Annotated in this window: 21 protein-coding genes; 8 read left to right on the top strand and 13 right to left on the bottom strand. The window is 59.4% G+C overall.

The genetic code is table 11. The annotated features are described in order from the left end of the window. The 8 genes from CPter91_RS08610 to CPter91_RS08645 all read right to left on the bottom strand — a co-directional run bounded on the left by CPter91_RS08610 (position 1) and on the right by CPter91_RS08645 (position 8,231). A complete protein-coding gene (locus CPter91_RS08610; protein WP_061939323.1) occupies positions 1 to 516 on the bottom strand; it encodes a DUF2867 domain-containing protein in 516 nt (171 codons plus the stop codon). After that, a complete protein-coding gene (cydX, locus tag CPter91_RS08615; RefSeq protein ID WP_061939325.1) occupies positions 513 to 683 on the bottom strand; it encodes a cytochrome bd-I oxidase subunit CydX in 171 nt (56 codons plus the stop codon). Before cydX ends, CPter91_RS08610 begins: the two co-directional genes overlap by 4 nt. 21 nt (positions 684 to 704) lie before the next feature. After that, positions 705 to 1,844 carry a cytochrome d ubiquinol oxidase subunit II gene (gene cydB / locus CPter91_RS08620; RefSeq protein ID WP_061939327.1) on the bottom strand — a complete coding sequence of 380 codons (1,140 nt, stop codon included), beginning with the start codon at positions 1,842 to 1,844 and terminating at the stop codon, positions 705 to 707. A 12-nt stretch (positions 1,845 to 1,856) separates the two neighbouring features. Beyond that, positions 1,857 to 3,443, bottom strand: coding sequence for a cytochrome ubiquinol oxidase subunit I (locus CPter91_RS08625; protein ID WP_061939329.1), 1,587 nt, complete (start codon positions 3,441 to 3,443; stop codon positions 1,857 to 1,859). Further along, on the bottom strand, positions 3,440 to 3,667 hold the full coding sequence (gene cydP, locus CPter91_RS08630; RefSeq protein WP_061939332.1) for a cytochrome oxidase putative small subunit CydP: 228 nt from the start codon (positions 3,665 to 3,667) through the stop codon (positions 3,440 to 3,442). The genes CPter91_RS08625 and cydP overlap by 4 nt, the downstream gene beginning before the upstream one ends. Positions 3,668 to 3,674: 7 nt before the next feature. After that, the gene (locus CPter91_RS08635) at positions 3,675 to 4,337 is read right to left on the bottom strand and encodes a GbsR/MarR family transcriptional regulator (protein ID WP_061939334.1); all 663 of its coding nucleotides are present in this window, start codon (positions 4,335 to 4,337) and stop codon (positions 3,675 to 3,677) included. Between the two features lie 352 nt (positions 4,338 to 4,689). Next, complete coding sequence (locus tag CPter91_RS08640; RefSeq protein ID WP_061939336.1) at positions 4,690 to 6,510, bottom strand: J domain-containing protein; 1,821 nt, start codon at positions 6,508 to 6,510, stop codon at positions 4,690 to 4,692. 2 nt (positions 6,511 to 6,512) lie between these two features. Continuing rightward, the gene (locus tag CPter91_RS08645; RefSeq protein WP_061939338.1) at positions 6,513 to 8,231 is read right to left on the bottom strand and encodes a molecular chaperone HscC; all 1,719 of its coding nucleotides are present in this window, start codon (positions 8,229 to 8,231) and stop codon (positions 6,513 to 6,515) included. 275 nt (positions 8,232 to 8,506) lie between these two features. Here CPter91_RS08645 and ppa point away from each other — a divergent pair, with 275 nt between their 5' ends. After that, entirely contained in the window at positions 8,507 to 9,046 is a 540-nt protein-coding gene (gene ppa, locus CPter91_RS08650) for an inorganic diphosphatase (protein WP_061939340.1), read from the top strand. Between the two features lie 219 nt (positions 9,047 to 9,265). Here the strand turns inward: ppa and CPter91_RS08655 are convergent, their stop codons facing one another. Both CPter91_RS08655 and CPter91_RS08660 read right to left on the bottom strand, forming a co-directional pair. After that, positions 9,266 to 10,144: an EamA family transporter gene (locus CPter91_RS08655; protein ID WP_061939342.1), complete on the bottom strand. Its 879-nt coding sequence runs from the start codon at positions 10,142 to 10,144 to the stop codon at positions 9,266 to 9,268. 31 nt (positions 10,145 to 10,175) lie between these two features. Continuing rightward, complete coding sequence (locus CPter91_RS08660) at positions 10,176 to 11,351, bottom strand: GNAT family N-acetyltransferase (protein WP_061939344.1); 1,176 nt, start codon at positions 11,349 to 11,351, stop codon at positions 10,176 to 10,178. A gap of 147 nt (positions 11,352 to 11,498) precedes the next feature. Here CPter91_RS08660 and CPter91_RS08665 point away from each other — a divergent pair, with 147 nt between their 5' ends. The 5 genes from CPter91_RS08665 (at position 11,499) to CPter91_RS08685 (ending at position 18,275) form a co-directional block, all read left to right on the top strand. Further along, positions 11,499 to 13,553: an NAD(+) synthase gene (locus CPter91_RS08665; protein ID WP_417924848.1), complete on the top strand. Its 2,055-nt coding sequence runs from the start codon at positions 11,499 to 11,501 to the stop codon at positions 13,551 to 13,553. Between the two features lie 181 nt (positions 13,554 to 13,734). Next, complete coding sequence (locus CPter91_RS08670) at positions 13,735 to 14,073, top strand: P-II family nitrogen regulator (RefSeq protein WP_038487829.1); 339 nt, start codon at positions 13,735 to 13,737, stop codon at positions 14,071 to 14,073. A gap of 362 nt (positions 14,074 to 14,435) precedes the next feature. Further along, a complete protein-coding gene (locus CPter91_RS08675) occupies positions 14,436 to 15,680 on the top strand; it encodes an SfnB family sulfur acquisition oxidoreductase (RefSeq protein WP_061939348.1) in 1,245 nt (414 codons plus the stop codon). A gap of 4 nt (positions 15,681 to 15,684) precedes the next feature. Further along, entirely contained in the window at positions 15,685 to 16,893 is a 1,209-nt protein-coding gene (locus CPter91_RS08680) for an SfnB family sulfur acquisition oxidoreductase (RefSeq protein ID WP_061939350.1), read from the top strand. Between the two features lie 8 nt (positions 16,894 to 16,901). Next, a complete protein-coding gene (locus tag CPter91_RS08685) occupies positions 16,902 to 18,275 on the top strand; it encodes an LLM class flavin-dependent oxidoreductase (protein WP_061939352.1) in 1,374 nt (457 codons plus the stop codon). Between the two features lies 1 nt (position 18,276). On the opposite strand, the gene CPter91_RS08690 is transcribed toward CPter91_RS08685, so the two are convergent. Next, positions 18,277 to 19,578 (bottom strand): cation:proton antiporter, encoded by a 1,302-nt coding sequence (locus CPter91_RS08690; protein WP_082792697.1) that lies wholly within the window; start codon positions 19,576 to 19,578, stop codon positions 18,277 to 18,279. 348 nt (positions 19,579 to 19,926) lie between these two features. On the opposite strand from CPter91_RS08690, the gene CPter91_RS08695 reads away from it, so the two are divergent. Together CPter91_RS08695 and CPter91_RS08700 are read left to right on the top strand one after the other, a co-directional pair. After that, positions 19,927 to 20,268, top strand: coding sequence for a hypothetical protein (locus CPter91_RS08695; RefSeq protein ID WP_061939356.1), 342 nt, complete (start codon positions 19,927 to 19,929; stop codon positions 20,266 to 20,268). Continuing rightward, the gene (locus tag CPter91_RS08700; protein WP_061939358.1) at positions 20,237 to 21,334 is read left to right on the top strand and encodes a DNA topoisomerase IB; all 1,098 of its coding nucleotides are present in this window, start codon (positions 20,237 to 20,239) and stop codon (positions 21,332 to 21,334) included. Before CPter91_RS08695 ends, CPter91_RS08700 begins: the two co-directional genes overlap by 32 nt. Positions 21,335 to 21,344: 10 nt before the next feature. On the opposite strand, the gene CPter91_RS08705 is transcribed toward CPter91_RS08700, so the two are convergent. Both CPter91_RS08705 and CPter91_RS08710 read right to left on the bottom strand, forming a co-directional pair. Next, positions 21,345 to 21,896 carry an NADPH-dependent FMN reductase gene (locus tag CPter91_RS08705; RefSeq protein WP_061939360.1) on the bottom strand — a complete coding sequence of 184 codons (552 nt, stop codon included), beginning with the start codon at positions 21,894 to 21,896 and terminating at the stop codon, positions 21,345 to 21,347. Positions 21,897 to 22,121: 225 nt separating this feature from the next. Beyond that, the gene (locus CPter91_RS08710; protein WP_061939362.1) at positions 22,122 to 22,805 is read right to left on the bottom strand and encodes a phosphatase PAP2 family protein; all 684 of its coding nucleotides are present in this window, start codon (positions 22,803 to 22,805) and stop codon (positions 22,122 to 22,124) included. Positions 22,806 to 23,498: the final 693 nt, after the last annotated feature.

A 23,498-nucleotide genomic window follows, 5' to 3' on the forward strand; every position in this document is an offset into this window, starting at 1 on the left:
TCAGGACGGTTGCTGCCGGAAGCGCGCATGCTCCAGCAGATGGCGCACGATCAGCCGGTGGAGCGGCATGATCGTCGCCAGATAGCTGCGTCCCAGCAGATTGTTGGTCTTGACGATGGTCGAGAGCGTCACTTGTGTTGCCTCCGGGCCGTCCGGGGCGACTCTGATGCTGATGCGGAAATCCAGGTGGCTGTCATCGAACCCCAGCACCACCTCGCGCTCCGATTGCGCCACCAGCGGGAAGCCGCCCAACGTATGCGGCAGCGCATGCGGATTGTCGACGCCGAATTCCACCGTGCGCAGCTGGAACAAGCTCACCACGCGATTGCGGGTCGCCATCAGTAGACTGATCCAGCTTGGCGGATGCTTGATGATGGCTTCGGCGGCTTGCCTGGCGCTCAGGCCGGGGAGATCGGCCCGGACCTGATAGGCATCGACGAAATCGTGCCCGGGCAAGAGCGTCTCGCACTCCGCGCTGGGGGCCACCAAATTTGCCACAGGATAGGCGGCGCTCATTTTTTACGGCTCCTGGCTTCATGCTCGGCCGCCGCGCTTTCAAAGCGTTCGCGCGTGGTTTCTTCATCCCTGCTGCCGAAGGCGTAGTTGGCTTCCAGCCACATGACGTTGATGATGCCGAACGCCAGCGCCAGGCCGACTCCTAATATCCATGCGAAATACCACATAATCTTCTCCTGTATCTGCGCTTAATAAGCGGTGTGTTCGTTGTCTTCGATATGCTTGAGCGTGACCTTGCCGCGCATGACCCGGTACACCCAGGTGGTGTACAGCAGGATGATCGGCAGCATGATGACCACCACCCAGAACATGATGCCAAGCGTCTTGTGGCTAGATACCGCATCCCAGATCGTCAGGCTGCTGTTTGGATCGAGCGAAGACGGCATGATGAATGGGAACAGGGATGCGCCTGCGGTCAGGATGACGGTGGTCACGCAAAAGCCGCTGGACAGAAAGGCAGCAGTGGCCTTGTTGGCCGCGCTGAACACCACGCACAGCAAAGCGCCGGCGACGGCAACGATAGGGAAGGCCCAGATCGCAGGCCAGCGCGCATAGTTGTCGAACCAGGCACCGTTGGCGGTAACCACGGTCTTGACGATCGGCATGAAGGCGCTGTTGGCATCCGGCATGGCGGTGATGCGATAGCCGTGGATGCCGAAAGCCACCCAGAAGCCGCCCGCGACGAACAGCAGCACCGTCACCAGTCCGGCCACCTTGGCGATGCTGCGCGCGCGCTCAGCGATCAGGGCATCGGTCTTGACTTGCAGGTAAGCCGCGCCGTGCATCAGCAGCATGGTCACGCTTAGCAGGCCGGCCAGCAGGCCGAAAGGATTGAGCAGCTGGAAGAAGTTGCCGGTGTACTCCACCCGCATGGTGTCGTCGTAATGGAAGGGTACGCCGAGGAACAGATTGCCGAAGGCGACGCCGAAGATCAGAGGCGGCACGAAACCACCGGCGAACAAGCCCCAGTCCCAGGCATTGCGCCAGCGCGTATCGGCCACCTTGCTGCGGTAATCGAAGCCGACCGGACGGAAGAACAACGAGAACAGCAGCAGCATCAAGGCCACATAGAAGCCCGAGAACGCCGCGCCGTAGACCAGCGGCCAGGCAGCAAAAATGGCGCCGCCGGCGGTGATGAACCAGGTCTGGTTGCCTTCCCAGGTGCTGCCTATCGAATTGATGACGACCCGTCGTTCGCCGTCGGTCTTGCCGATAAAGGGCAGCATCATGCCGACCCCGAAGTCGAAGCCGTCAGTGAGGGCGAAGCCGATCAGCAGCACGCCGACAAAGCCCCACCAGATGATCTTTAAGGTTTCATAGTCAAACATGGCGGTTTCTCCTTATGCCTTGGCAGTCGAATCGACGGTTGATGCTTCAAGGCGTTCCCAGTGGTACTTGCCGGTATGCAGGCTGCTCGGGCCGCGGCGGGCGTATTTCACCATCAGTATCATTTCGATGACAAACAGGAAGGTATAGAAGCCGAGGAAACCGGCCAGGCTGAAGTAGAGGCTGCCAGGCTGCAAGGTCGAAGCCGACAAATGGGTCGGCAATACGCCAGAGATGGTCCATGGCTGGCGGCCGTATTCCGCCAGCAGCCAGCCCAGCTCGATCGCGACCCACGGCAGCGGGATGCTGTACACCGCCAGGCGCAGCAGCCAGCGCTGCTTGGCCAGCTGCTTGCGGATCAGGAAATAGAACGAACAGGAGAAGATGAACAGGAACAGGATGCCGAGGCCGACCATCAGCCGGAACGACCAGAACATCGGCGCGATTTTCGGGAAGGTGTCATTGACCGCCATGCCGATCTGTTCCGGCGTGGCGTCGACCACGTTCGGCGTGTACTTCTTCAGCAGCAAGCCATAGCCGAGATCGTCTTTCAGCTTGTCGAAGGCGGCCACCGCCTCGGGCGACTTGTCGCCGCCTTTCAGGCGGGTCAGGGCGGCGTACGCCAGCATGCCGTTGCGGATGCGCACTTCATGTTCCTTCTTCAGGTCCTGGATGCCGGTGATCTGCTTGTCGGCCGAGCGCGTGCCGATCAGGCCCAGTACGTAGGGGATCTTGATGGCGTAGTCGGTACGCTGTTCTTTCTCGTTGGGCCAGCCGACCACGGTAATGCCGGCCGGCGCCGGCTCGGTATGCCATTCGGCTTCCATGGCCGCCAGCTTGACCTTGTTGACTTCGCCGGCGGTGTAGCCCGATTCGTCGCCGAGCACGATCACTGACAGGGTCGAGGCCAGGCCGAAGCCGGCCGCGATGGCAAACGAGCGCAGGGCGAAGGCAGTGTCGCGGCCGCGCAGCAGGTAAAAGGCGGAGATGCCGAGCACGAACATCGAGGCGGCGACGTAGCCGGCCGACAGGGTGTGCACGAACTTCACCTGCGCCACCGGATTGAAGATGACGTCGACGATGCTGGTCAGCTCCATGCGCATGGTTTCATAGTTGAACTCGGCGCCGACTGGATTGTTCATCCAGCCGTTGGCGATCAGGATCCACAGGGCCGACAGGCTGGAGCCGAGCGCCACCAGGAACGTGATCAACAGATGCTGGACGCGCGACAGGCGGTCCCAGCCGAAGAAGAACAGGCCGACGAAGGTCGATTCGAGGAAGAAGGCCATCATCCCTTCGATCGCCAGCGGCGTACCGAAAATGTCGCCGACATAGTGCGAGTAATACGACCAGTTGGTGCCGAACTGGAATTCCAGGGTGATGCCGGTGGCAATGCCCATGGCGAAATTGATGCCGAACAGCTTGCCCCAGAAACGCGTCATGTCCTTGTAGACCGGACTGCCGGTCATGACATAGACCGACTCCATGATCACCAGGATCCATGCCAGCCCGAGGGTGAGCGGCACGAACAGGAAGTGGAACATCGCGGTTGCTGCGAACTGCAGACGCGACAGGGCGACGACTTCATCAATAGGAATCATTGGCGGGCCTCAGAGGGGGGTAAATGGGAAGGGATGGCAGCGGGTTGCGGACTGAGCATGTGTTGCTCCACCAAGTCAGTCGGCATGCGCATTTTTTTTGTTTGCGGTTCGGAGAAAAAAGCTTTCCAGAGCACCATCAGAAGGGCGATCTTGACCACCAGGATGACGGTGATTTCGACTGCCAGCGGCAAGCGGGTGAAGCGTTTATTCAAGGCGAAAGACATAGGGCGTCTACTCCTTCAACTTAGCGTTCTGGTATACATCGGGATGGTCGGTGCTGCTACTCTTGGTCTTGCTGCCCGAGCCAGGCATGCGGAACTTGTCGCGTACATCCAGCAGCTTCTTGACCTTGGAACCCATCTTCATCAGCGAAGCCAGGGTTTCCGGCGAGAGGCGCTGCACATCGTCAAACCAGGAACTGGACAGCTCGATCAGGTTGTACATTTCGCGCATCCGCTGCTGCGCCTGCTGGTCGGTTTCGTTGGCAGGGGTTTCCAGCAGCGCATCGCGCAACATCGATAAGGTCGGCTCGATTTCACGGCGCCGGCGCTCTTCCAGCAAAGTCTTGAAAATATCCCAGATATCTTTCGGCGGTTCGAAATACTCGCGGCGATCGCCGGGGTGATGCAGCAGCTTGACCAGTCGCCACGACTGCAGCTCCTTCAGGCCCATGCTGACGTTGGAGCGGGAAAACGTCAGATATTCGGCAATCTGGTCGGCGTTCAAAGGTTGCCCCAGGACATAAAGTAACGCATAAATCTGCCCAACGGTGCGATTGATGCCCCAGCGGCTGCCCATTTCGCCGAAATGCGAGATGAAGCGCTGGGTGAGGGGCGTCAATGGCGTGAGCGGAGTGCTGACGGCAGGGGGGCTGGCTGGGGGGATGGTATGCATGATATTTTGAGTTTTCAGTAATTACTGAAATATAAGTTAAAACAGAAATGTTTGCAAGGTAATGGTTTCTCCACTGTGCGAGAAAGTGCTGCAGGTGGTAATGGATTGGCCTAGGGCGGCAGGATTACTGCGGCATGGCTTGAAACAGATTGCGCAGCGGATTGCCATAGGCCCCAGCAAGGAGCAACGCCGAGAATGGACGATGTTGGCGCGCAGCGAATGCGTTGGCAAATTGCGCAGGAATGAAATCGGCAAGAAACAATCTTGCCGAGGTTGTGGCTAGCGCCGGCAAATCAGGCCGAGGCAGGCTTCTCTAACCGGATGCGTTACGCTTGCTGCAGTGGCGGCAGCTTCAACCAGTTTTGCGCGCGACCAGTTTTTGCCTGATGCGGGCGATGCCATCCTCTATCAAACCAATGACGATTGACAGCGCCACCACCATTTGCAGTTGAAGCATGCCTTGAATGGGGGAGTCGATTGGGTAGTTTTGCGGCAGCAGAAACAGCAGGCCAACTGTAATTAACCATGTAATTGAGCGAATGTGACCGGGGGCAGAGCGCATCATGAATGAGCAAAACAGGTCGGCTGATCCGGAACCAAGCAAGAACCAGAGCCAGCCTAAGGCTGCCGCTATCGATAGGGAATATGGCACGATAGCAAATTGTGCGGCAACTACCAGCGCTCCTGCTGCCAGCATGGCGAATCGTATTGGCGGCCGAAACAGGTCGATATTGCTGAGGGTGAAGAGTATGGGGCGCGAGCTCAGGACCAACGCTGCTGTCAATGTGGAAAAGAGCAATAGCGTTTCGCCATAGAACGGCGCTAGCGCATGCTGGAGAGGGAAAAACACAAACGCGACTATCACGCCCAGCTGGACGACATAGCTAATTTTTTGTTCACGCCTAAGGCTGATGTCTGCAAGCAGCAGGATGCAGGTCGCAGGGATCAAGGCTTGCTGCAGTACTGCCGGTAGCGATTTGAAGAAAAACAGCATGACCGAGAGCACTGCGCCGAGGCACCATATGGCGCTGTCGATGCGCGGCAAATGCTGAAAGCGCTTGATGGCCAGCCGTATGTATGGGTGCAGGAAACGCGGATAGGCAGCGATCAACAGGGCTGGCGCAAGCAAGAGGAGCGCAGCCAGTGCCAGTAACACGCTGCCATTCTGCAGCCATCTGAGTCCGGCGGAAAGCATGTCGTCGCGGATCATGCCGGTAACCACGACTGCCAGGCCCAAGCCGCCAAATGCGGCGAACAGCAGGCCATGCAGGTCTGGCCACGGACGCGTTATGAGTTCTTGCCAACGCGCTAGCGCCGCTTGGTCGAAATGATATTGTGCAGCATGGCGTAGTGAAGTCACCAGTTCACGTAGCCAGTGGCGCATATCCGTGCGATACGCCGATGAGTAGAATTTGTGCCAGCGGATAACTGCGGCGCCACGCAACATGTCGTCCAATGCCTGCGAAGCTTCGGCGCGCTGCAACAGTGAGAGATATTGAGAATCGGCCAGCGCTCGCTCAATGGCGAAGTAAGCCTTGCCATTGGTCTGCCGGTCCAGGAATTTTTGCTCGTCTGCCCAATTGAAAACGCTGAGGCACGCTATGCGTAGCAGGGGCGAGGCGCTGTCATTCGCACAGTAGTTGAAAGCCAGATTTTGAAACGCGTGGCGTGTTGCCAATGCTTCCATCGAAGATGCGCGCAGGGCATTGCTGAGGTGGCTGGAGACTGTTTTGATGGCGTCGGAAAGCTCGGCTGCGTTTGCGGCGTCAAACGGAATGTCAATCACAGGCTGGCAATTGTACGTCAGTTTTTGCCAAGCCAAATGGGCGATCTCGCCTGTCATCCTTGCTTCTTCTGCCTGCGATAGCTTTAGATTTTTTTCCTGGATGAGAGGCGCCGCCGGCTTGATCCGAAAAAAATCGTCCATTGGCGGCATATCCGCTGCGGCGCTGGCAGCGGGCCTCGCAATAACAGGTGGCGCTGGCGCGGCGGCGTGGCTGCGTTCCAGCGCCCATTCGTAAGCTGCACGCAACTGTTGGAATAGATGCATATCGTCGTCAGGCCGCACGACTTTCAGGCGCTTGGAATAGGCGCGCTTGATAAGCTGGACTTCACTGGTCGGCTCGATTTGCAGAATCGACCACAGCTCCTGTTCCCGGCTGTTTCCTTGCATATTCAATCCTGGATGAGTTTCGGAGCCAGCTCTAGCTGCTCGAGCAGTGCAAGGACGCTGCTGTGGACTGCGTTGATACGGGCCGGTTCCTGCTGATCAAGGGCCCCTTGGAACACGGCGATCGCATTTCCCACGGCCTCGCGGGCCGGGCCTAGCAGTTCTTGATACATGCGTTCGGCACGCGCCAGCGTGGTCCGGTTTCGAGTTTGATCGCGCGGATGAATCTTGATGGCTTGCAAGGAAAGCAAACGCTCACGTATCTCGTCGGGGTTTAATACGCCGGGATTTTCTTCGACCACCAGCGCATGCGAGACACCGGTTTCCAGTACCAGCACTTCTGCTTCAAGCAGGCCGTTGACGTCGTAAGTGAAGCGAATGTCCATTTTTATTTCACCGGCCGGCCGTGCCGGCACCGGGATCTTGAGCTGGCCCAGATATATATTGTCTTTCACCATCGGCGACTCGCCCTGGTAGATATTTATATCGAGCATGGTTTGATTGTCTAACACGGTGGCAGCTTGAGACACCCGGCTGACAGGTACAACGCTGTTGCGATTAATGATAGGCATGTAGTAGCCCTGCGCCAGTTGGCCGGGGCCGAGGCGGCGCGAAATTTCAATGCCCATCGAATAGGGCGAGACATCTGTCATCACCACTTCGTCGAGGGCGGCATCGCGCATCTTCAAGCCGGCTTGAACCGCCGCGCCTAATCCTACCAATTCATCCGGATTCAGATCAACCACCGGGAAGCGCCCGAACATGCGCGCCACCAGCTTGCGCACTATCGGCATGCGCGTAGCACCGCCGGCGAGGATGATGCTGTCAAGCTCGGCTGGCATGATGCGCGCATCGCGCAGCGCGCGCTCAATCGGCTGGCGCAAGCGCTCAAGCAAAGGTTCAGCTAGCGTTTGAAATTCTTCCTGGGTAACGGACCACGAATAGGTCTTTTCCTTTTCGTGGAGCGTCATGGTCGCGCTAGGACTGTCGCTCAGGGCGCATTTGGCTTGCTCAGCGATCGCGCGCAAGCGTTGCACGATAGATGGCGGCAGATGGTCGTGCTTGCCCAGTGCTTTGTTCAAGCCGGAATGTTCGAGGAAAGCGTCGCTCAATGCGGTGGAAAAATCCTCGCCGCCCAGGAAATTGTCGCCGGAACTCGCACGTACCTCCATCACTCCTTCAAATAGTTCGAGGATGGAAATGTCAAACGTGCCTCCGCCCAGGTCAAACACCAGAAACTTGCTTTCGCCGCTGGTTTGCAGGCCATAGGCTAAGGCGGCAGCAGTCGGTTCGTTGAGTAGACGTTCCACCTTCAAGCCTGCCAGCTCGGCGGCGATGCGGGTTGCCTTGCGTTGCGCATCGCTGAAATAGGCTGGCACCGTGATGATTGCTTCGGAAACAGCGTGGCCCAGATAGGCTTCAGCGTCAGCTTTCAATGCGCGCAGTACAAACGAAGATAGCTCCTCAGCCCGGTACGAGCGCCCTCCCAGCCTGGTGCCGCGATTGGTTCCCATGTAGCGCTTGAATACGGCCGCGGTTTTTGCCGGATGCGTTTGCAGGCGTTCCTTTGCGACTTCACCGACTGCGAACGAGTCGTCGTCCATGATGGTCACGCACGACGGCGTAAGAGGCTTGCCCAGTGAATTGGGGATAATCGTTGCCGTGCCGTTCTTCCAGACGGCCACCAAGCTATTGGTTGTTCCAAGGTCTATACCAATTATCACGTAGGCTCCAGGCAAATTTGCTGACCGGATACTGTAGCAGGAAAGCAACATACGAACTAGCGAGGCGGATAAATTTTTGGAGGAGTTCATTACCTGATCGGCGTGTCAACTTTGCGTCTCTGTATATCATTTGACATATGTTTCCATATGAGCAACTAAAAGCCTACGAGAAATAAGATAAGTCAATGCTGCGTCGCACGATAAGGCCGTGAGCCGTTATAATTTAAGGTTGCGAAGGTAGTAGCAAATTTTTCAATTATTGACGAGAGCACACCATGAGTCTGAATCAAGTATCGGCCGGGCGCGATTTGCCAAACGATTTCAACGTCATCATCGAAATCCCGATGAATGCCGATCCGATCAAATACGAAGTCGACAAGGAGTCCGGCGCGATTTTTGTTGACCGCTTCATGGGCACTGCCATGCATTACCCATGCAACTACGGCTATATCCCGCAAACCTTGTCGGAAGACGGCGATCCGGTCGACGTGCTGGTGATCACGCCGTTCCCGCTGTTCCCTGGCGTGGTGGTGCGCTGCCGTCCAGTGGGCGTGCTGAAGATGTCGGACGAAGCCGGCCAGGACGCCAAGCTGCTGGCGGTGCCGGTCGACAAGGTGCTGAGCATCTACACCCACTGGCAAAAGCCGGAAGACATGAATGAACTGCGCCTGAAGCAGATCCAGCATTTCTTCGAGCACTACAAGGATCTGGAAAAGGGCAAATGGGTCAAGATCGACGGCTGGTTCGGCCCGGACGAAGCGCGTAAGGAAATCCTGGCGGGCGTCGAGGCCTACAAGAAGTCCATCGTGGCGTAATGTGTCGGAATGGCGGCCTGCTTGAACAGGCCGCGGTTTGTGATGTTGAAAAGCGCACCGCGGTGCGCTTTTTTCATGCCCTGGCGGTTTTCCGTAGGGTGGGCAGAATTTCTGCCCACGCCGAATCGCTCCTTGCATGATCGACGTTCCGCGTGGGCACAGGTGCCCACCCTAACGGACTGTTTCTCGATACCGTCGAGCAGGGGCTGGGCCGTATCGCTACGGCCGCCTGAATAGCGGCAGCAGGCGCCCGCCGAACTGGTTCAGGGCTAGTCCGCCCAGCACCAGCAGGCCGGCGGCGATTTTCCACCACTGCAGCGCTTCGCTCAGCAGGATGGCCGCACTCAGCATGCCCACCAGCGGCACCAGCAGCGAGAACGGCGCCACGGTCGCCGCCGGGTACTTGCGCATCAGGATGGTCCAGATGCCGTAGCCGACGATGGTGTTCGGATAGGACTGGTAAAACACCGCCGCCACCGAAACCCAGCCAAAATGCGCAAAGGCGCTGTGCCAGGCAGCCGGGCCTTCCAGCAGCACCGACGCCAGCAGCAAGGGCGGCGCCGCCATCAGCGAGCCCCAGGCCATCAGCGCCAACGGGTTGACCTTGCCGATCTTCTTGGTGACGATATTGGCGCTGGCCCAGCTCAGGCCGGCGCCGATCACCAGCAGGAAGCCGATCACGGTCGCTTGCGCTTCCAGGTGGCTGGCCACCAGCGCGATGCCGGCCAACGCCACCAGCGCGCCCAGCAGTTGCGTCAGCAACGGCCGCTCGCCCAGCAGCAGCACCGCCAGGCCGATGGTGAAAAACGCCTGCAGCTGGATCACCAGCGATGCCAGCCCGGCGCCTATGCCGAGCTGCATGCCGGAGAACAGCAGCGAGAATTGCAGGGCGAACTGGAACAGGCCGAAGCCGATCAGGTAGCGCCAGGGAATCGCCGGCCGCTTGATGAAAAACACCAACGGCAACGCTGCAAAGACAAAGCGCAGCGCTGAAAACAGCAGCGGCGGCAAACCTGCCAGGCCGATCTTGATGACGACGAAATTCATGCCCCAGATCATGACGGTCAGCAAGGCTAGCAAGATGTCGGTCGGTTGCATGGCTGCTCTTAAAGTGGTGTGGGCGAATTGATCAGGGTGGGGTCGGGCGGAAAGGATTGCGGTCGTTCAGTTCATCCATGTAGCTGTCGATGCCGTCCGCTTCCTGTTCCAGGAAATTGGCCACGGCATCGGCAAAGCCGGGATGCGCCAGCCAGTGCGCCGACCAGGTTTTCTGCGGCAGGAAGCCGCGCGCCATCTTGTGCTCGCCTTGGGCGCCGCCTTCGAAACAGGCGATTTTTTGCTCGATGCAGAATTCCAGCGGTTGGTAATAGGCGGTTTCAAAATGCAGGCAGGGTACGAATTCCAGAGCGCCCCAGTAACGGCCGTACAAGGTCTGCTCGGTATGGATCAGCAGCGAGGAAGCAATCGGCCGGCCGTCGCGCTCGGCCACGATCAGCAGGATGTTGTGTGGCATGCCGGCACCGATGCGCAAGAAGAAATCCAGATTCAGATAGGGCGTGGAACGGTGCTCGGCATAGGTGCGCGCATAGCAGCGGTTGAAAAACACCCAGTCCGCCTCGGTGGCGTCGACGCCGCGCACCCGGCGCAGGCGCACGCCGGCCTCGGCCACCTTGCGCCGCTCGGCGACGATGTTCTTGCGCTTCTTGCGTTCCAGCGTGGCGAGGAATTCGTCGAAATCGCGGTAGCCGGGATTGAGCCAGTGAAACTGCACGCCGCTGCGCAGCATGAAGCCGGCCTGCTGCAAGGCTTCGGCCTGTTCTGCCGGCGGATACAGGATGTGGGTGGAAGAGGTCTGGGTGTCGCGCCGCAGCGACTGCAGCACCTTGACCAGCGCCGCCCGCGCCGTGGCGTCGCGCGCCAGCAGGCGGCCGCCGGTCACCGGCGTGAACGGAATCGCCGACAGCAGCTTGGGATAGTATTCCAGGCCGTTGCGCTGGTAGGCGTCGGCCCAGGCCCAGTCGAACACGTATTCGCCGTAGGAATGGTATTTGACGTACAAGGGCAGCGCCGCCGCCAATTGCCCGGCCTGATTCCACAAAGTGATGTACTGCGGCTGCCAGCCGGCTTTTTCCGAGGCGCTACCGCTTTCATGCAAGGCGTGCAGGAAGGTGAAGGACAGGAAGGGATTGGCGTCGGCTTGCAAGCCCAGCAGCTCGTCCCATGCCGTCTGGCCGACTTCGCTCAGCGAAGCGACGATGCGGGTGGCGAACTGGCTGGCGCTCTGCTCTGTTGTTTGATTGGTCAAGGACTGGACTGGCCGTGAATGAAGAAGGAGGCGGAAACGAAAATAAGCAAGAAGTTTAGCAGCATCGCCGCCGCTCTGCCGCGGCATCCTGAGCCGGGGGCATTACATGCGATAATTGAAAGCATCACGCAGAGCGCAGGAAGAATGATGACAACCAACAAATTTCTGAACCTTTACTCCCATGATTTCGCGCGTGTCGCGGTCGCCGTGCCCAATTGCCGGGTGGCCGATCCGGCTTTCAACGCCGCCGAGACCATCAAGCTGGCGCGCGAGGCGCAGCAGCAGGGCGCCGTGCTGGTGGCGTTTCCGGAGCTGGGTTTGTCCGCTTATACCTGTGACGACCTGTTTCACCAGCGCGCCTTGCTGGATGCTTGCGAAGCGGCGCTGGCCGAAGTGGTGGCGGCCTCGGCCGAACTGTCGCTGGCGATGATTGTCGGCCTGCCTTTGCGGGTCGAGCATCAGTTGTTCAATTGCGCCGCTGTCGTTGCCGGCGGCCGGGTCCAGGGCATCGTGCCGAAAAGCTATCCGCCTAACTACGGCGAGTTTTACGAATTGCGTCAATTCAGTCCCGCCGAAAACACAGCGGTGCGCGAAATCCCCTTGCTGGGAACTAGGGTCCCCTTCGGCACCGGCTTGCTGTTCGAGGTGGCCAACCTGCCGCTGCTGCGCTTCCACGCCGAAATCTGTGAAGACGTCTGGGTGCCGATTCCGCCATCGTCGTTTGCCGCGCTGGCCGGCGCCAGCGTGCTGGTGAACCTGTCGGCATCCAACGCACTGGTTGGGAAAGCCGCTTACCGCCATCAGCTGGTTGGCCAGCAATCCGCGCGCTGTGTGTCTGCTTATTTGTTCACTTCGGCCGGCAAGGGCGAATCGTCGACCGACCTGGCCTGGGACGGCCAAGCCCTGATTTATGAAAACGGCGAACTGCTGGCGGAATCAGAGCGTTTCCTGGACGCCTCGCATAGCATTTTTGCCGATATCGACCTGGAACGCCTGTCGCGCGAACGTATGCGGCAAACCACCTTCGGCCAGTCGGTGCGGCGCCATGCCGCCGAAGTGGCGAAGTTCGAGGTGATCCGCTTTGAACTGGCGCTGCCGCTGGACCAGGCTTTGCCGCTGCAACGCAAGGTTGAGCGCTTCCCCTACGTACCGGCGGATAGCAAGCGGCGCGACGAGCGTTGCACCGAGGTCTACAACATCCAGGTGCAGGCGCTGGTGCAACGGCTCTCTTCCAGCAAGTTGTCCAAGGTGGTGATCGGCGTCTCCGGCGGGCTGGATTCGACGCATGCCTTGCTGGTCTGCGCCAAGGCCATGGACCGCTTGAATTTGCCGCGCGCGAATATCCTGGCCTACACCATGCCGGGCTTCGCCACCAGTGACCGCACCCTGCAGCAGGCGCGGCAACTGATGCAGGTGGTCGGCAGCACGGCGTCGGAAATCGATATCCGTCCGAGCTGCCTGCAAATGCTGAAAGACCTCGGCCATCCCTATGCCGCCGGCCAGGAACAGTACGACATCACATTTGAAAACGTGCAAGCCGGGGAGCGCACCAATCATCTGTTCCGGCTGGCCAATTTCCATCATGCCATCGTGATCGGCACCGGCGACCTGAGCGAACTGGCGCTGGGCTGGTGCACCTATGGCGTCGGTGACCACATGTCGCATTACAACGTCAACGCCAGCGTACCCAAGACCTTGATTTCGCACTTGGTGCGTTGGGTGGCCGACACCGGCGCGATCGGCTATCTCGGCTCCGATGTCCTGCTGAATGTGCTGAATACCGAAATCAGCCCGGAACTGGTGCCGGGCAAAGCCAGCGGCAAACCGGAGCAGATCACCGAGAACGTCATCGGCCCTTACGAATTGCAAGACTTCAATCTGTATTACATACTGCGTTATGGCTTTGCACCGTCGAAGGTGGCTTTCCTGGCCCACGCGGCCTGGCATGACAAGAGCAAGGGCAACTGGCCCTACGAGAATGCAGCAATCGCCAGGAATCAGTATGACCTGGCAGCCATCAAGCGCAATCTGGGGATTTTCCTCGACCGCTTTTTCCGCACCAGCCAGTTCAAGCGCTCTTGCGTGCCGAATGCACCCAAGGTCGGCAATGGCGGTTCACTGTCGCCGCGCGGCGACTGGCGCGCGCCTAGCGACTCGGAAGCAACTGTATGGCTGAATGACTTAGCAAAGATTCCGGACTGAGAGAAGGGCAATTATCTTCCGTGTTGCATATCTCTCCTAAAAACAGAGTTATTGATTGCCGCGTATAGACAAATAGCCTTTTTCATATACTCTACGAGATTGCGCTTGGCCCGGGCCGGAATCTGGCCGGAGCGATAAGCACACTGCAACAGATTTATATTTAATGCCAAAAGGAGTTGCCATGAAGCAAATTACTGCCGTTATCAAACCTTTCAAGCTGGACGAGGTGCGTGAAGCCCTCGCCGAAGTCGGCGTCACCGGCTTGACCGTGACCGAGGTAAAAGGCTTTGGCCGTCAGAAGGGTCACACCGAACTGTACCGCGGCGCCGAGTATGTCGTCGATTTCCTGCCGAAAGTGAAAGTCGAACTGGTGATCGACGATGCCCTCACCGAGCGCGCAGTGGATGCCATCATCAAGGCGGCACGCACCGGCAAGATCGGCGACGGCAAGATTTTCGTGCGCAATATCGAGCAGGTGATCCGCATCCGCACCGGCGAGACCGGCCCGGACGCCGTTTGATCCGGCGGATGGAATTTTTGCAGCACACTGAACTTTGTACTTCCTTCCCTGCAAGTCCTGACCAGTTCCATTAGTTCGCATTAGTTCAATATCTGGCCGCGGTCGTTCGATGTACCGGATGACTGGCCGCGGCCCCAGGCTCATCGCGGCTATGCCTCCTTTCCTCCCGAGGCAGACCTCTACTCCCCCGCAATAGCGTCGCAAGCAGCAGGCAGTCTGTGCTGAACGCCGGCCCAACAATTTCCGCATACTCTCAAGCGTTTTTCTTATTGGACGCTGAGCACGCCTGCAAGCTATCGTTTTCTCTTGGCAACCGAGCGCAGCCACAAGTTGCGCTCAAAGCACAACAAGAGAGGTGATTCATGTCGTCTATCGCGACACAAGCAACGGATGCAAGCCAGGCAGACCTGTTACCCCGGGTTTTGCCGGCGCATCGCATCAGTAGCGACCAGGAAGCGCTCGACATTGCGCGCGAGCTGGCGGCCGAATTCCGCATCGACGCCAGCGTGCGCGACAGCCAGCGCCGCCTGCCGTGGGCAGAAATCGAAAAATTCTCCGCCAGCGGACTGGGCGGCATCACGGTGCCGCGCGAGTTCGGCGGCGCCCAGGTTTCCTATCGCACGCTGGCAGAAGTGTTCCGCCTGCTGTGCGCGGCCGATCCGGCGCTGGGACAGATTCCGCAAAACCATTTCGGTATCCTCGGCGTGGTCGCGCACAGCGCCGACGCCGCGCAAAAGGCGCGCATCTACGGCGACGTCCTGAACGGCCTGCGCATCGGCAATGCCGGACCGGAGCGTGGCACCAAGAACATCCTGGAGATGAAGGCGCGCCTCGTCGAAACGCCGAATGGCTACCGCCTCAACGGCAAGAAGTTCTATTCCACCGGCGCCTTGTTCGCGCACTGGGTGCCGGTCAAGGCGCTGGACGACCAGGGCCAGCCGGTGCTGGTGTTCGTCAAGCGCGGCACGCCCGGCCTGACTATCGTCGACGACTGGTCGGGGTTTGGCCAGCGCACCACCGCCAGCGGCACGGTGCTGCTGGAAAACCTGGCCGTAGCCGCGGAAAATGTGCTGCCGCTACGCAAGCTGGCAGAGCAGGCCGGCATCCAGGGGGCAGCCTCGCAACTGATCCAGGCCGCGATCGACGCCGGCATAGCCGCCGCCGCCATCGAAGACACCGTGCATTTCGTGCGCACTCGTTCACGGCCCTGGGCCGACAGCGGAGTGGAGCGCGCCAGCGACGATCCCTATGTGATCCGCGACATCGGCGACCTCAAGATCCGCCTGCATGCGGCCAATGCGCTGCTGGTCAAGGCCGCAGTGGCGCTGGACCAGATTGCCAGCGTGGCGATCGACGCCGATGCCTCCGCGCGGGCCTCGATCGCGGTCGCCAAAGCCAAGGTGCTGACCACCGAGATTTCTCTGCTCGCCAGCGAGAAGCTGTTCGAACTGGCCGGTTCGGCGTCGACCCTGGCGGTACATAACCTGGATCGCCACTGGCGCAACGCTCGCACTCATACCTTGCATGATCCGGTGCGCTGGAAGCTGCACGCCATCGGCAACTATTTGCTGAACGGCATCGCCCCTGCGCGCCATTCCTGGAACTGACATCATGACGACTTCTATCAACGCCGCCGCCGGACCGGTGGTACGTATCCTCGACGATATCCAGGCGCTTGCCGCGGCGCGTGCATTGGCCGCAGCGTTCACCCGCGAGGCCAGCCAGCGCGATAGTGAGCGGCGCCTGCCGCTGCCTGAGCTGGAACAGTTTTCCCGTTCCGGCCTGTGGGGAATTTCCGTGCCGCGCGTCTATGGCGGCGCCGGCGTCTCGCACGCCACGCTGGCCGAAGTGATCGCCACGATCGCCGCCGCCGACGGCTCGCTCGGACAGATTCCGCAGAATCATTTCTATGCGGTCGAGATCCTGCGCGTCAACGGCAGCGAAGCGCAAAAGCGCTACTACTTCGAACGCATCCTGGCCGGCGAACGCTTCGGCAATGCGCTGGCTGAACTCGGCACGCGTACCTCGCAGGAGCGGCGCACCAGGCTGAGCAAGGATGGCGACGGCTTCCGTATCAACGGCCGTAAATTCTACGCCACCGGCGCGCTCTATGCGCACCGGATTCCGGTCTCGGTGATCGATGACGACGGTGTCCAGCAACTGGCCATCGTCAAGCGCGACGCTGAGGGCGTCAGCGTGATCGACGACTGGTCCGGCTTCGGCCAGCGCACCACCGGCAGCGGCTCTGTGGTGTTGGAGGATGTCTGGGTCACAGCGGAAGAGGTGCTGCCGTTCCAGAGCGCCTTCGAGCGCCCGACATCATTGGGACCGGTGGCGCAACTGCTGCATGCGGCGATCGATATCGGCATCGCCCGCGCCGCCTTGCATGATGCCGCGGTATTCGTACGCACCCGCTCGCGCGCCTGGATCGACAGCAAGGTGGAGCGCGCCATTGACGATCCGCTGACGATACGCGAGTTCGGCGACCTGGCGGTGCGGTTGGCGGGGGCGGAAGCATTGCTGGAACTGGCCGGCGCGGCAGTTGACGCCGCGGCCTGGGATCCGACCGTGGCTTCGGTAGCGGCAGCCTCGATTGCGGTGGCGGAAGCACGCGTGCTGAGCACCGAAATTTCACTGGCCGCCGGCAGCAAGCTGTTCGAGCTGGCCGGCACCCAAGCCACCCTGGCCGAGCACAATCTCGACCGCCACTGGCGCAACGCCCGCACCCACACGCTGCACGATCCGGTGCGCTGGAAGTATCACGCGGTCGGCAACTACTATCTCAACGAAAAGAATCCGCCGCGCCACGGCGCCATCTGATTGATCCTATGCCGAAGAAGCAAATCCGCCTGAACGCCTTCAACATGAATTGCGTCGGGCATATCAACCACGGCCTGTGGACGCATCCGCGCGACCGCTCTACCGAATACACCAGCCTGGAATACTGGACCGAGCAGGCCAAGCTGCTGGAACGCGGCAAGTTCGACGGCCTGTTCCTGGCCGATATCGTCGGCGTCTATGATGTATACCAGGGCTCTGCCGACTTGAGCGTGTGCGAATCCATCCAGCTGCCGGTCAACGATCCCTTGCTGCTGGTGTCGGCCATGGCCGCCGTCACCAAACATCTCGGCTTCGGCGTCACCGTCAACCTGACTTACGAGGCGCCGTATCTGTTCGCGCGCCGCATGTCTACCCTCGATCACCTGACCCGCGGTCGCATCGGCTGGAACATCGTCACCGGCTATCTCGACAGTGCGGCGCGCGCCATGGGTCTGAGCGAGCAGCCGGAACACGATGCCCGCTACGAGCGGGCGGAAGAGTTCATGCAAGTGCTGTACAAACTGTGGGAAGGCAGTTGGGAAGACGATGCCGTGCAGCGTGACCGCCAGCGCCGCATCTTTGCCGATCCGGCCAAGGTGCATCGCATCCATCATCACGGCGAGCATTACAATGTGGACGGCTACCATCTCAGCGAGCCATCGCCGCAACGCACGCCGGTGCTGTACCAGGCCGGCGCTTCGGACCGTGGCCAGCAGTTTGCCGCTGCCCACGCCGAGTGCGTATTCATCTCCAGCCAGAAACCGGAAGCCGCGCGCAAGCTGGTGAACGACTTGCGCGACCAGGCGCAATTGGCGGGGCGCCAGCGTGATGACCTGAAAATCTTCATGGGCATTTCGGTCATCGTCGCGCCGACCGCGGCCGAGGCGCAAGAAAAGTATGCCGAGTACTGCTGCTATGCCAATCCGGAAGCCGGCCTGGCGCATTTCGCTGCCGGCACCGGTTTCGATTTTTCAAAATACGGTATCGACGAAGCCATCAAGCCCGCTGCCAGCAACGCCATCCAGTCTTCCGCCAAGGCGGTGACGGCGGCCGATGCCGGCTGGACCGTGCGCAAACTGCTGGATCAGCTGGCGCTGGGCGGCCGCTACGTCACTATCGTCGGCTCGCCGCAGCAGGTGGCCGACCAGCTGGAAGCCTGGGTCAGGGATACCGACATCGACGGCTTCAACCTGACGCGCACCGTGGCGCCGGAAAGCTTCGAGGATTTCGTCAACCTGGTGATCCCCGAGTTGCAGGCGCGCGGTTCTTACAAGCTGGAGTACGAAGACGGCACGCTGCGCGAGAAATTGTTCGAGGCCGGACAGCCGGTCTTGCCCGCCAGGCATCCTGCCGCAAGTTACCGGCAAGCGGTGCGGACATGATTCAGCGCCGGCGGCGGCGCTGGTACATTTCCATCAGCGGCGTCGACGAAATGCCATGCATGACGATCGACATCGCCACCACCGTCAACACCATCGAACTGATGTGCGGTGCCAGCGAAGCCGAGCGGAAGCCTTCGGGCGCAATCCAGTGGTACTGCAGCGCGAACATCAGGTAATACAGAGAACCTATACCCTTGATGCCGAACCATGCCATCAGGCGCCGCTGCAGAGGTGTGACGTCGGCGCCTGTCAGCGCTAGCGCGACCGACAGCGGCCGGATCACAAAAAACAATAGCAAGGCAAGCAGCGCACCTGCCATGGAAAAGCCGATATGCGACAGCAGGATGCCGGTCAGGGTCACCATCAGGAATTCGGCAAACTGCTCCAGTTGCATGTTAAAGCCGAGCACTGTTTCCGTCATGTAGGCCGAGGCCTTGGCCGGATGGATCGCCACTTCTTCTTTGTCGCTCGCCTGGTGGATGTGCGCCACGGTGGGCGATTGATCAGGGTCGATCCCTTGCTGGCCGCTGTTGGTCGACTCGATCCGGCGCATCGCCAGGCCGGCGGCGAACACCGCCAGGAAGCCGATGCCGTGGATTAATTCGGTCGCACCATAGGCCAGCGCGATCAGGCCGATGCCAAGGAATTCTTCCATTCCCAGCGCCAGTCGGAACCGCCGTCGCAAGCCGACCACCAGGCGTCCCAGCAGCCAGCCCAGAAACCAGCCGCCGACCAGCCCGGCGACCACGCCCCAGACAATATGCAGCATGGCGTAATCATTCATGTAAGAGGTAGCCGTGGGCACGCCGAGCAGCGACAGGCCAAGCATGACGAACGGAAAGGCTGTGCCGTCGTTCAGGCCGCCTTCTCCCGTCAGACTGTAGCGGGTGCGGTCGCGGTCGCTGACGTGCTTGATCTGGACGTCGGACGCCAGCACCGGGTCGGTTGGCGCCAGAATGCCGCCCAGCAGGATGGCCGCGCCCAGCGGCAACTCGAAAAGGAACAGGCCAGCCAGCGTCACCAGTGGAATCGTGACCAGCATCGCCAGCACGCCCAGCCGTAGCGGCAGGCGCCAGATGTGGTCGCGGAACGGCAGGCGCAGTTTCAGGCCGACAGTGAACAGCGACAGCAGCAAGGCCAGCTTAGCCAGCGTTGTCAGCAATTCCGCGTGCTGGGCCGGCGCGACATTGATCAGGCCGCTCACCGCCGGCCCCAGGATGTAACCGACTGGCAGGTAGAACATGGCCGGGCTGATCGGCAGGCGATCCAGCAGGGAAGCCATCAAGCCCATGGACAACAGCAAGGTGCCGACGATCAGGTACCAGATGATTGTTTGATCGATGGCAATACCTCCTCGCGCTACAGCGAAACGCCGTTAATTCAATATGATTGTGCCAACTGGCAGCTGCCGTTGGAGCTGTCAGTATGGGGAGGCTGTGCGGCATGATCTGTACGCTAGCCAACAAAGCATGCAGGGCTGCCTTCCTTTCTTCTTGTTTTTACATCATGACGAAAAAGATGCAATGCAATGTTGAATAACGCACCGATCCGCAGTGCGGCAGGTTTTATAACGTGACTTATCGGGCATCGGATCCTGGCGCATGCCGTCATTGCTGCCGGGGCAAATCATTTTTTTTCGAAAGGAATCGTCATGCCAGCAAATGCATGGAGCAAGAAGCGCGAACGCCAGTACGCGCATATAAAGGAAAGCCTGGTCAAGCACGGCAAACGCGAACAGCTGGCGGAAGAAATCGCGGCCCGCACTGTCAACAAGGAAAGGGGGCAACACGGCGAGGCAGAACAGGCCAGCAGCTCTTCGGTGAAAGACATATCGGCAGGCCGGCGCGGCGGCTTGCGTTCGCACCGCGGCGCCGGCGGCCGCACTTTTGCGCAACTTTACAATGAAGCCAGGCAGCGCGGCGTCAAAGGGCGTTCCAAGATGAACAAGACGCAGCTGGAGCATGCGCTGGGCAGCCGTCGCGCTGGCACCTGAGATTGGACTGAATCGCATGGGCGAGCCTGTCATCGGCGAAGCGCAGACAATGCCGCCCGGGCTGGTGTATGCCAGCGACGCTACGCCCGGCATCTGCCGCCTGCGCAAAGGCAAGGGCTTCACTTACCGCCAGGTCGACGGCATGCGCGTGAGCGATGCGCGGCAACTGGAGCGCATCCGCAGGCTGGCGATCCCGCCGGCATACGCCGCGGTCTGGATCTGCCCGTCGGCGCGGGGTCATATCCAGGCTACCGGGCGCGATGCGCGCGGTCGCAAGCAGTATCTGTATCACCCGCAATGGCGCCAGGCGCGCGACGAGACAAAATTCGACCACATGGCCGATTTCGGCGGCGCCTTGCCGCGTATCCGGGCCAGCGTCACGCGCGACCTGGAGGCGCTCGCCGGCGCTCAGGTTCAGCACCGGACGGTAGTGGCCGCGATCGTGCACTTGCTGGATACGACGCTGATGCGGGTGGGTAACGACGAATATGCGCGCAGCAACGGCTCTTTTGGATTGACCACTTTGCGCAAGCGCCATGTAGCGGTCAGCGGCAGCAGGCTGCGGTTGCGATTTCGAGGAAAAAGCGGCATTGCGCACGAAGTCAGGCTGGAGGACAAACGTATTGCACGGGTGGTGAAGCGTTGTCAGATATTGCCTGGCCAGGAATTGTTCCAGTACCTGGACCAAGATGGCGCCATCCACAGCGTCGGCTCTGCGGATGTGAACGAGTATCTGCAGGCTGCCAGCGACGGCGCATTCACCGCAAAGGATTTCCGCACCTGGCACGGCAGCGTGCACGCCTTGCAGCTCTGGTACGAACTCGGAGCAGGCGGCAATTCCGATCCCGGCAAGGGAATCGTGAATCAGCTGCTGGCCGAGGTCGCCAGCCGCCTTGGCAATACGGTCGCCGTCTGCCGCAAATCCTACGTCCACCCGCGGGTGCTGGCGCTACTGACGGGAACTGCACCGGCGCATTGGCTGGCGCCGGACCGGCGGCCGCCGCGCAAGTCAGGTCTGAGCGCCGCTGAACGTCGTTTCCTCAAGCTTTTGTATGCTCCAGCTTAAGTGGGGCAGCTCAGGCGTTGTGTTTTCTTACCCAGGCGACATAGCTGTCCATCCAGGTCTGAAGGAACTTCTTGCTGTCCTCGCCGATATTGCCGGCGCCGTCGAACAAGCCATCCTTGGCCTGGATGAATGCTTCGGGCTGGCCCAGCGTCGGCGCATCGAGGTAGGCCAGGATGTTGCGCAAATGCTGTTGCGCCAGCGCTGTGCCGGCGGCGCCGACCGATACTCCCAGGATGCCGGCGGGTTTGCCTTTCCAGGCGCTCTGGCCATAGGGGCGGGAGGCCTGGTCAATCGCATTCTTCAATACGCCAGGAATCGAGCGGTTGTACTCGGCGGTCACGAACAGCAGGCCTTGAGCGCCGCTGACAGCAGCCTTCAAGCGCTTGACCGGCGCGGCCTGGTTGCCGTCGTCATCCTGGTTGTAATGGGGCAGGTCGTCGATCTGCAGTTGTTCAAACGTAAAGTCCGCCGGCGCCAGCCTGGCGATCGCCGTTGCCAGCTTGTGGTTGAACGAATCACGGCGGAGGCTACCTACGACTACTGCAATGTTGTATTGGCTCATGACGATCTCCGTTAGGTAAAGATGGAAGCTACTTTATCTGGAAAATACCTTCGTGTCTTTGCGCAACCCTCAGTGTCGCTTCAGTGTTAGTTAGCGTACATACCCGGGCAGGATTGAGTCGTATCGTAGCTGCTCTTTCCGCTCAGGGAAGCCTGAAGGCAGGATGGCGGGCGCACATGCATGGAATGCAATGCACGGAGCGGAGCGCAGATTGTTTGAACGATTCTATCTTGGAAAGTATTTCACGACACCTTCCAGCAAAAGACGGATGTCGCCGAACAAGGTCCCGATTTCCACGCTGATGACGAACAGGGCAGCCTGGAATGCCGCCGGATATTTATCCTGCAGCCGGATGCGCTGCTTGTCATACAGAGCGATAACGTTGTTGCGGCTAGATAAGGCGACGCAGGCAATGCCGAGGATGCAGCCTGCGATGATGTCGCTAGGGTAGTGCAAGCCAAGATAGACCCTGGGCAGTGCGATGAAAATCAGCACGTACAGGTAGACCAGCCAGCCGGTGCTTCTTGAAATCAGGAAAATCCCCGTGGCCAGGCTGAAAAACAAGGCGGCGTGATCGCTGGGAAAGGAATTCCAGATATACAGGGCCTGGCTTTCCGGCGCCGGCAAGCCGACGTGCTGATGGTAGGCAAGCGCGGCGTCGGCGAAAGGACGCGGCTGATAAGGGCCGATATTGTTGGCGATCCTGGCGATCAGCACCGCCAGCACGCAGCCCAGCAGTGTGGCGATGATGATGCGTCTGCTGTCCGATTTCGGATCCGCGTCCCTGAACCAGAAATACCAGAGCAAGCCGATGATGGGCAAGCCCTTGAACAAGTTGGAGCCGGAAATGTAGTGAACAATCTGATTGAAGGGCGCCGAGATGGTGGTGAATTGAGATAGCCAATGCATTGTTGCAAGATCCACATAATCGCTCCGCATTATGTCCGCCTTTCTTTGAAAAGTCTCTGTAGTTATTCGAGTCCATGCTTGGCAAGAGGCTCGGTTTATTGAATATACGATTTATATAATTTCCCATGATTTAATCCGCAGCGTCGATTTGTGTAAAGCACTTTTTAAGATTTGTTTGCTGCTTCGCACCATGTCATTTTTCACGTTGGTATCCGACAAAAATAATGAAGTTTCAGAAATCCGTGAGCATCCATGGGTGATGCATTTTGTTTTTCTTTTTGATATTGCTGTTGTTGCGTCAATATTTTGAAAAGCACGTGATGAAGTCTTGAAAGCCTTATATTTATTGGCTCCGTGACCGGAGTGTGAAAAATTTGTCGGATTATAAATTTGATGTTTTTATGTATTTTCAATCGGATAACGTTGTTGTTGTCAACGTGAGAACTGACAAAAAGTAAGATGTAACAAATCGTTTCAATGATGAACTAAGGCTTCGCAGCAGAGGTCATTATGTTGTCCTGCAACATGCATCCGCGATGCGATTTTTTCAGAAGTACAGATCGAGATCTGGTGTTCTCAGATCGCAAGAAACCGACCTTGGTGTCAACTTTATTCAGATTCCAGCACGAGCCATAACCGGCTCCATGAGCATCTTGTTAAGGGGAATATCATGCGAAAAATCGCTCAATGTTT

The sequence above is a fragment of the Collimonas pratensis genome (assembly GCF_001584185.1).
In the GTDB taxonomy this organism is placed as follows: Bacteria; Pseudomonadota; Gammaproteobacteria; order Burkholderiales; family Burkholderiaceae_D; genus Collimonas; species Collimonas pratensis.

Bases quoted from the DNA above. Each gene is read 5' to 3' on its own strand.
- CPter91_RS08610 (WP_061939323.1), bottom strand. From the start codon at position 516: ATGAGCGCCGCCTATCCTGTGGCAAATTTGGTGGCCCCCAGCGCGGAG.
- cydX (WP_061939325.1), bottom strand. From the start codon at position 683: ATGTGGTATTTCGCATGGATATTAGGAGTCGGCCTGGCGCTGGCGTTC.
- cydB (WP_061939327.1), bottom strand. From the start codon at position 1,844: ATGTTTGACTATGAAACCTTAAAGATCATCTGGTGGGGCTTTGTCGGC.
- CPter91_RS08625 (WP_061939329.1), bottom strand. From the start codon at position 3,443: ATGATTCCTATTGATGAAGTCGTCGCCCTGTCGCGTCTGCAGTTCGCA.
- cydP (WP_061939332.1), bottom strand. From the start codon at position 3,667: ATGTCTTTCGCCTTGAATAAACGCTTCACCCGCTTGCCGCTGGCAGTC.
- CPter91_RS08635 (WP_061939334.1), bottom strand. From the start codon at position 4,337: ATGCATACCATCCCCCCAGCCAGCCCCCCTGCCGTCAGCACTCCGCTC.
- CPter91_RS08640 (WP_061939336.1), bottom strand. From the start codon at position 6,510: ATGCAAGGAAACAGCCGGGAACAGGAGCTGTGGTCGATTCTGCAAATC.
- ppa (WP_061939340.1), top strand. From the start codon at position 8,507: ATGAGTCTGAATCAAGTATCGGCCGGGCGCGATTTGCCAAACGATTTC.
- CPter91_RS08655 (WP_061939342.1), bottom strand. From the start codon at position 10,144: ATGCAACCGACCGACATCTTGCTAGCCTTGCTGACCGTCATGATCTGG.
- CPter91_RS08665 (WP_417924848.1), top strand. From the start codon at position 11,499: ATGACAACCAACAAATTTCTGAACCTTTACTCCCATGATTTCGCGCGT.
- CPter91_RS08670 (WP_038487829.1), top strand. From the start codon at position 13,735: ATGAAGCAAATTACTGCCGTTATCAAACCTTTCAAGCTGGACGAGGTG.
- CPter91_RS08675 (WP_061939348.1), top strand. From the start codon at position 14,436: ATGTCGTCTATCGCGACACAAGCAACGGATGCAAGCCAGGCAGACCTG.
- CPter91_RS08680 (WP_061939350.1), top strand. From the start codon at position 15,685: ATGACGACTTCTATCAACGCCGCCGCCGGACCGGTGGTACGTATCCTC.
- CPter91_RS08685 (WP_061939352.1), top strand. From the start codon at position 16,902: ATGCCGAAGAAGCAAATCCGCCTGAACGCCTTCAACATGAATTGCGTC.
- CPter91_RS08695 (WP_061939356.1), top strand. From the start codon at position 19,927: ATGCCAGCAAATGCATGGAGCAAGAAGCGCGAACGCCAGTACGCGCAT.
- CPter91_RS08700 (WP_061939358.1), top strand. From the start codon at position 20,237: ATGCGCTGGGCAGCCGTCGCGCTGGCACCTGAGATTGGACTGAATCGC.
- CPter91_RS08705 (WP_061939360.1), bottom strand. From the start codon at position 21,896: ATGAGCCAATACAACATTGCAGTAGTCGTAGGTAGCCTCCGCCGTGAT.
- CPter91_RS08710 (WP_061939362.1), bottom strand. From the start codon at position 22,805: ATGCATTGGCTATCTCAATTCACCACCATCTCGGCGCCCTTCAATCAG.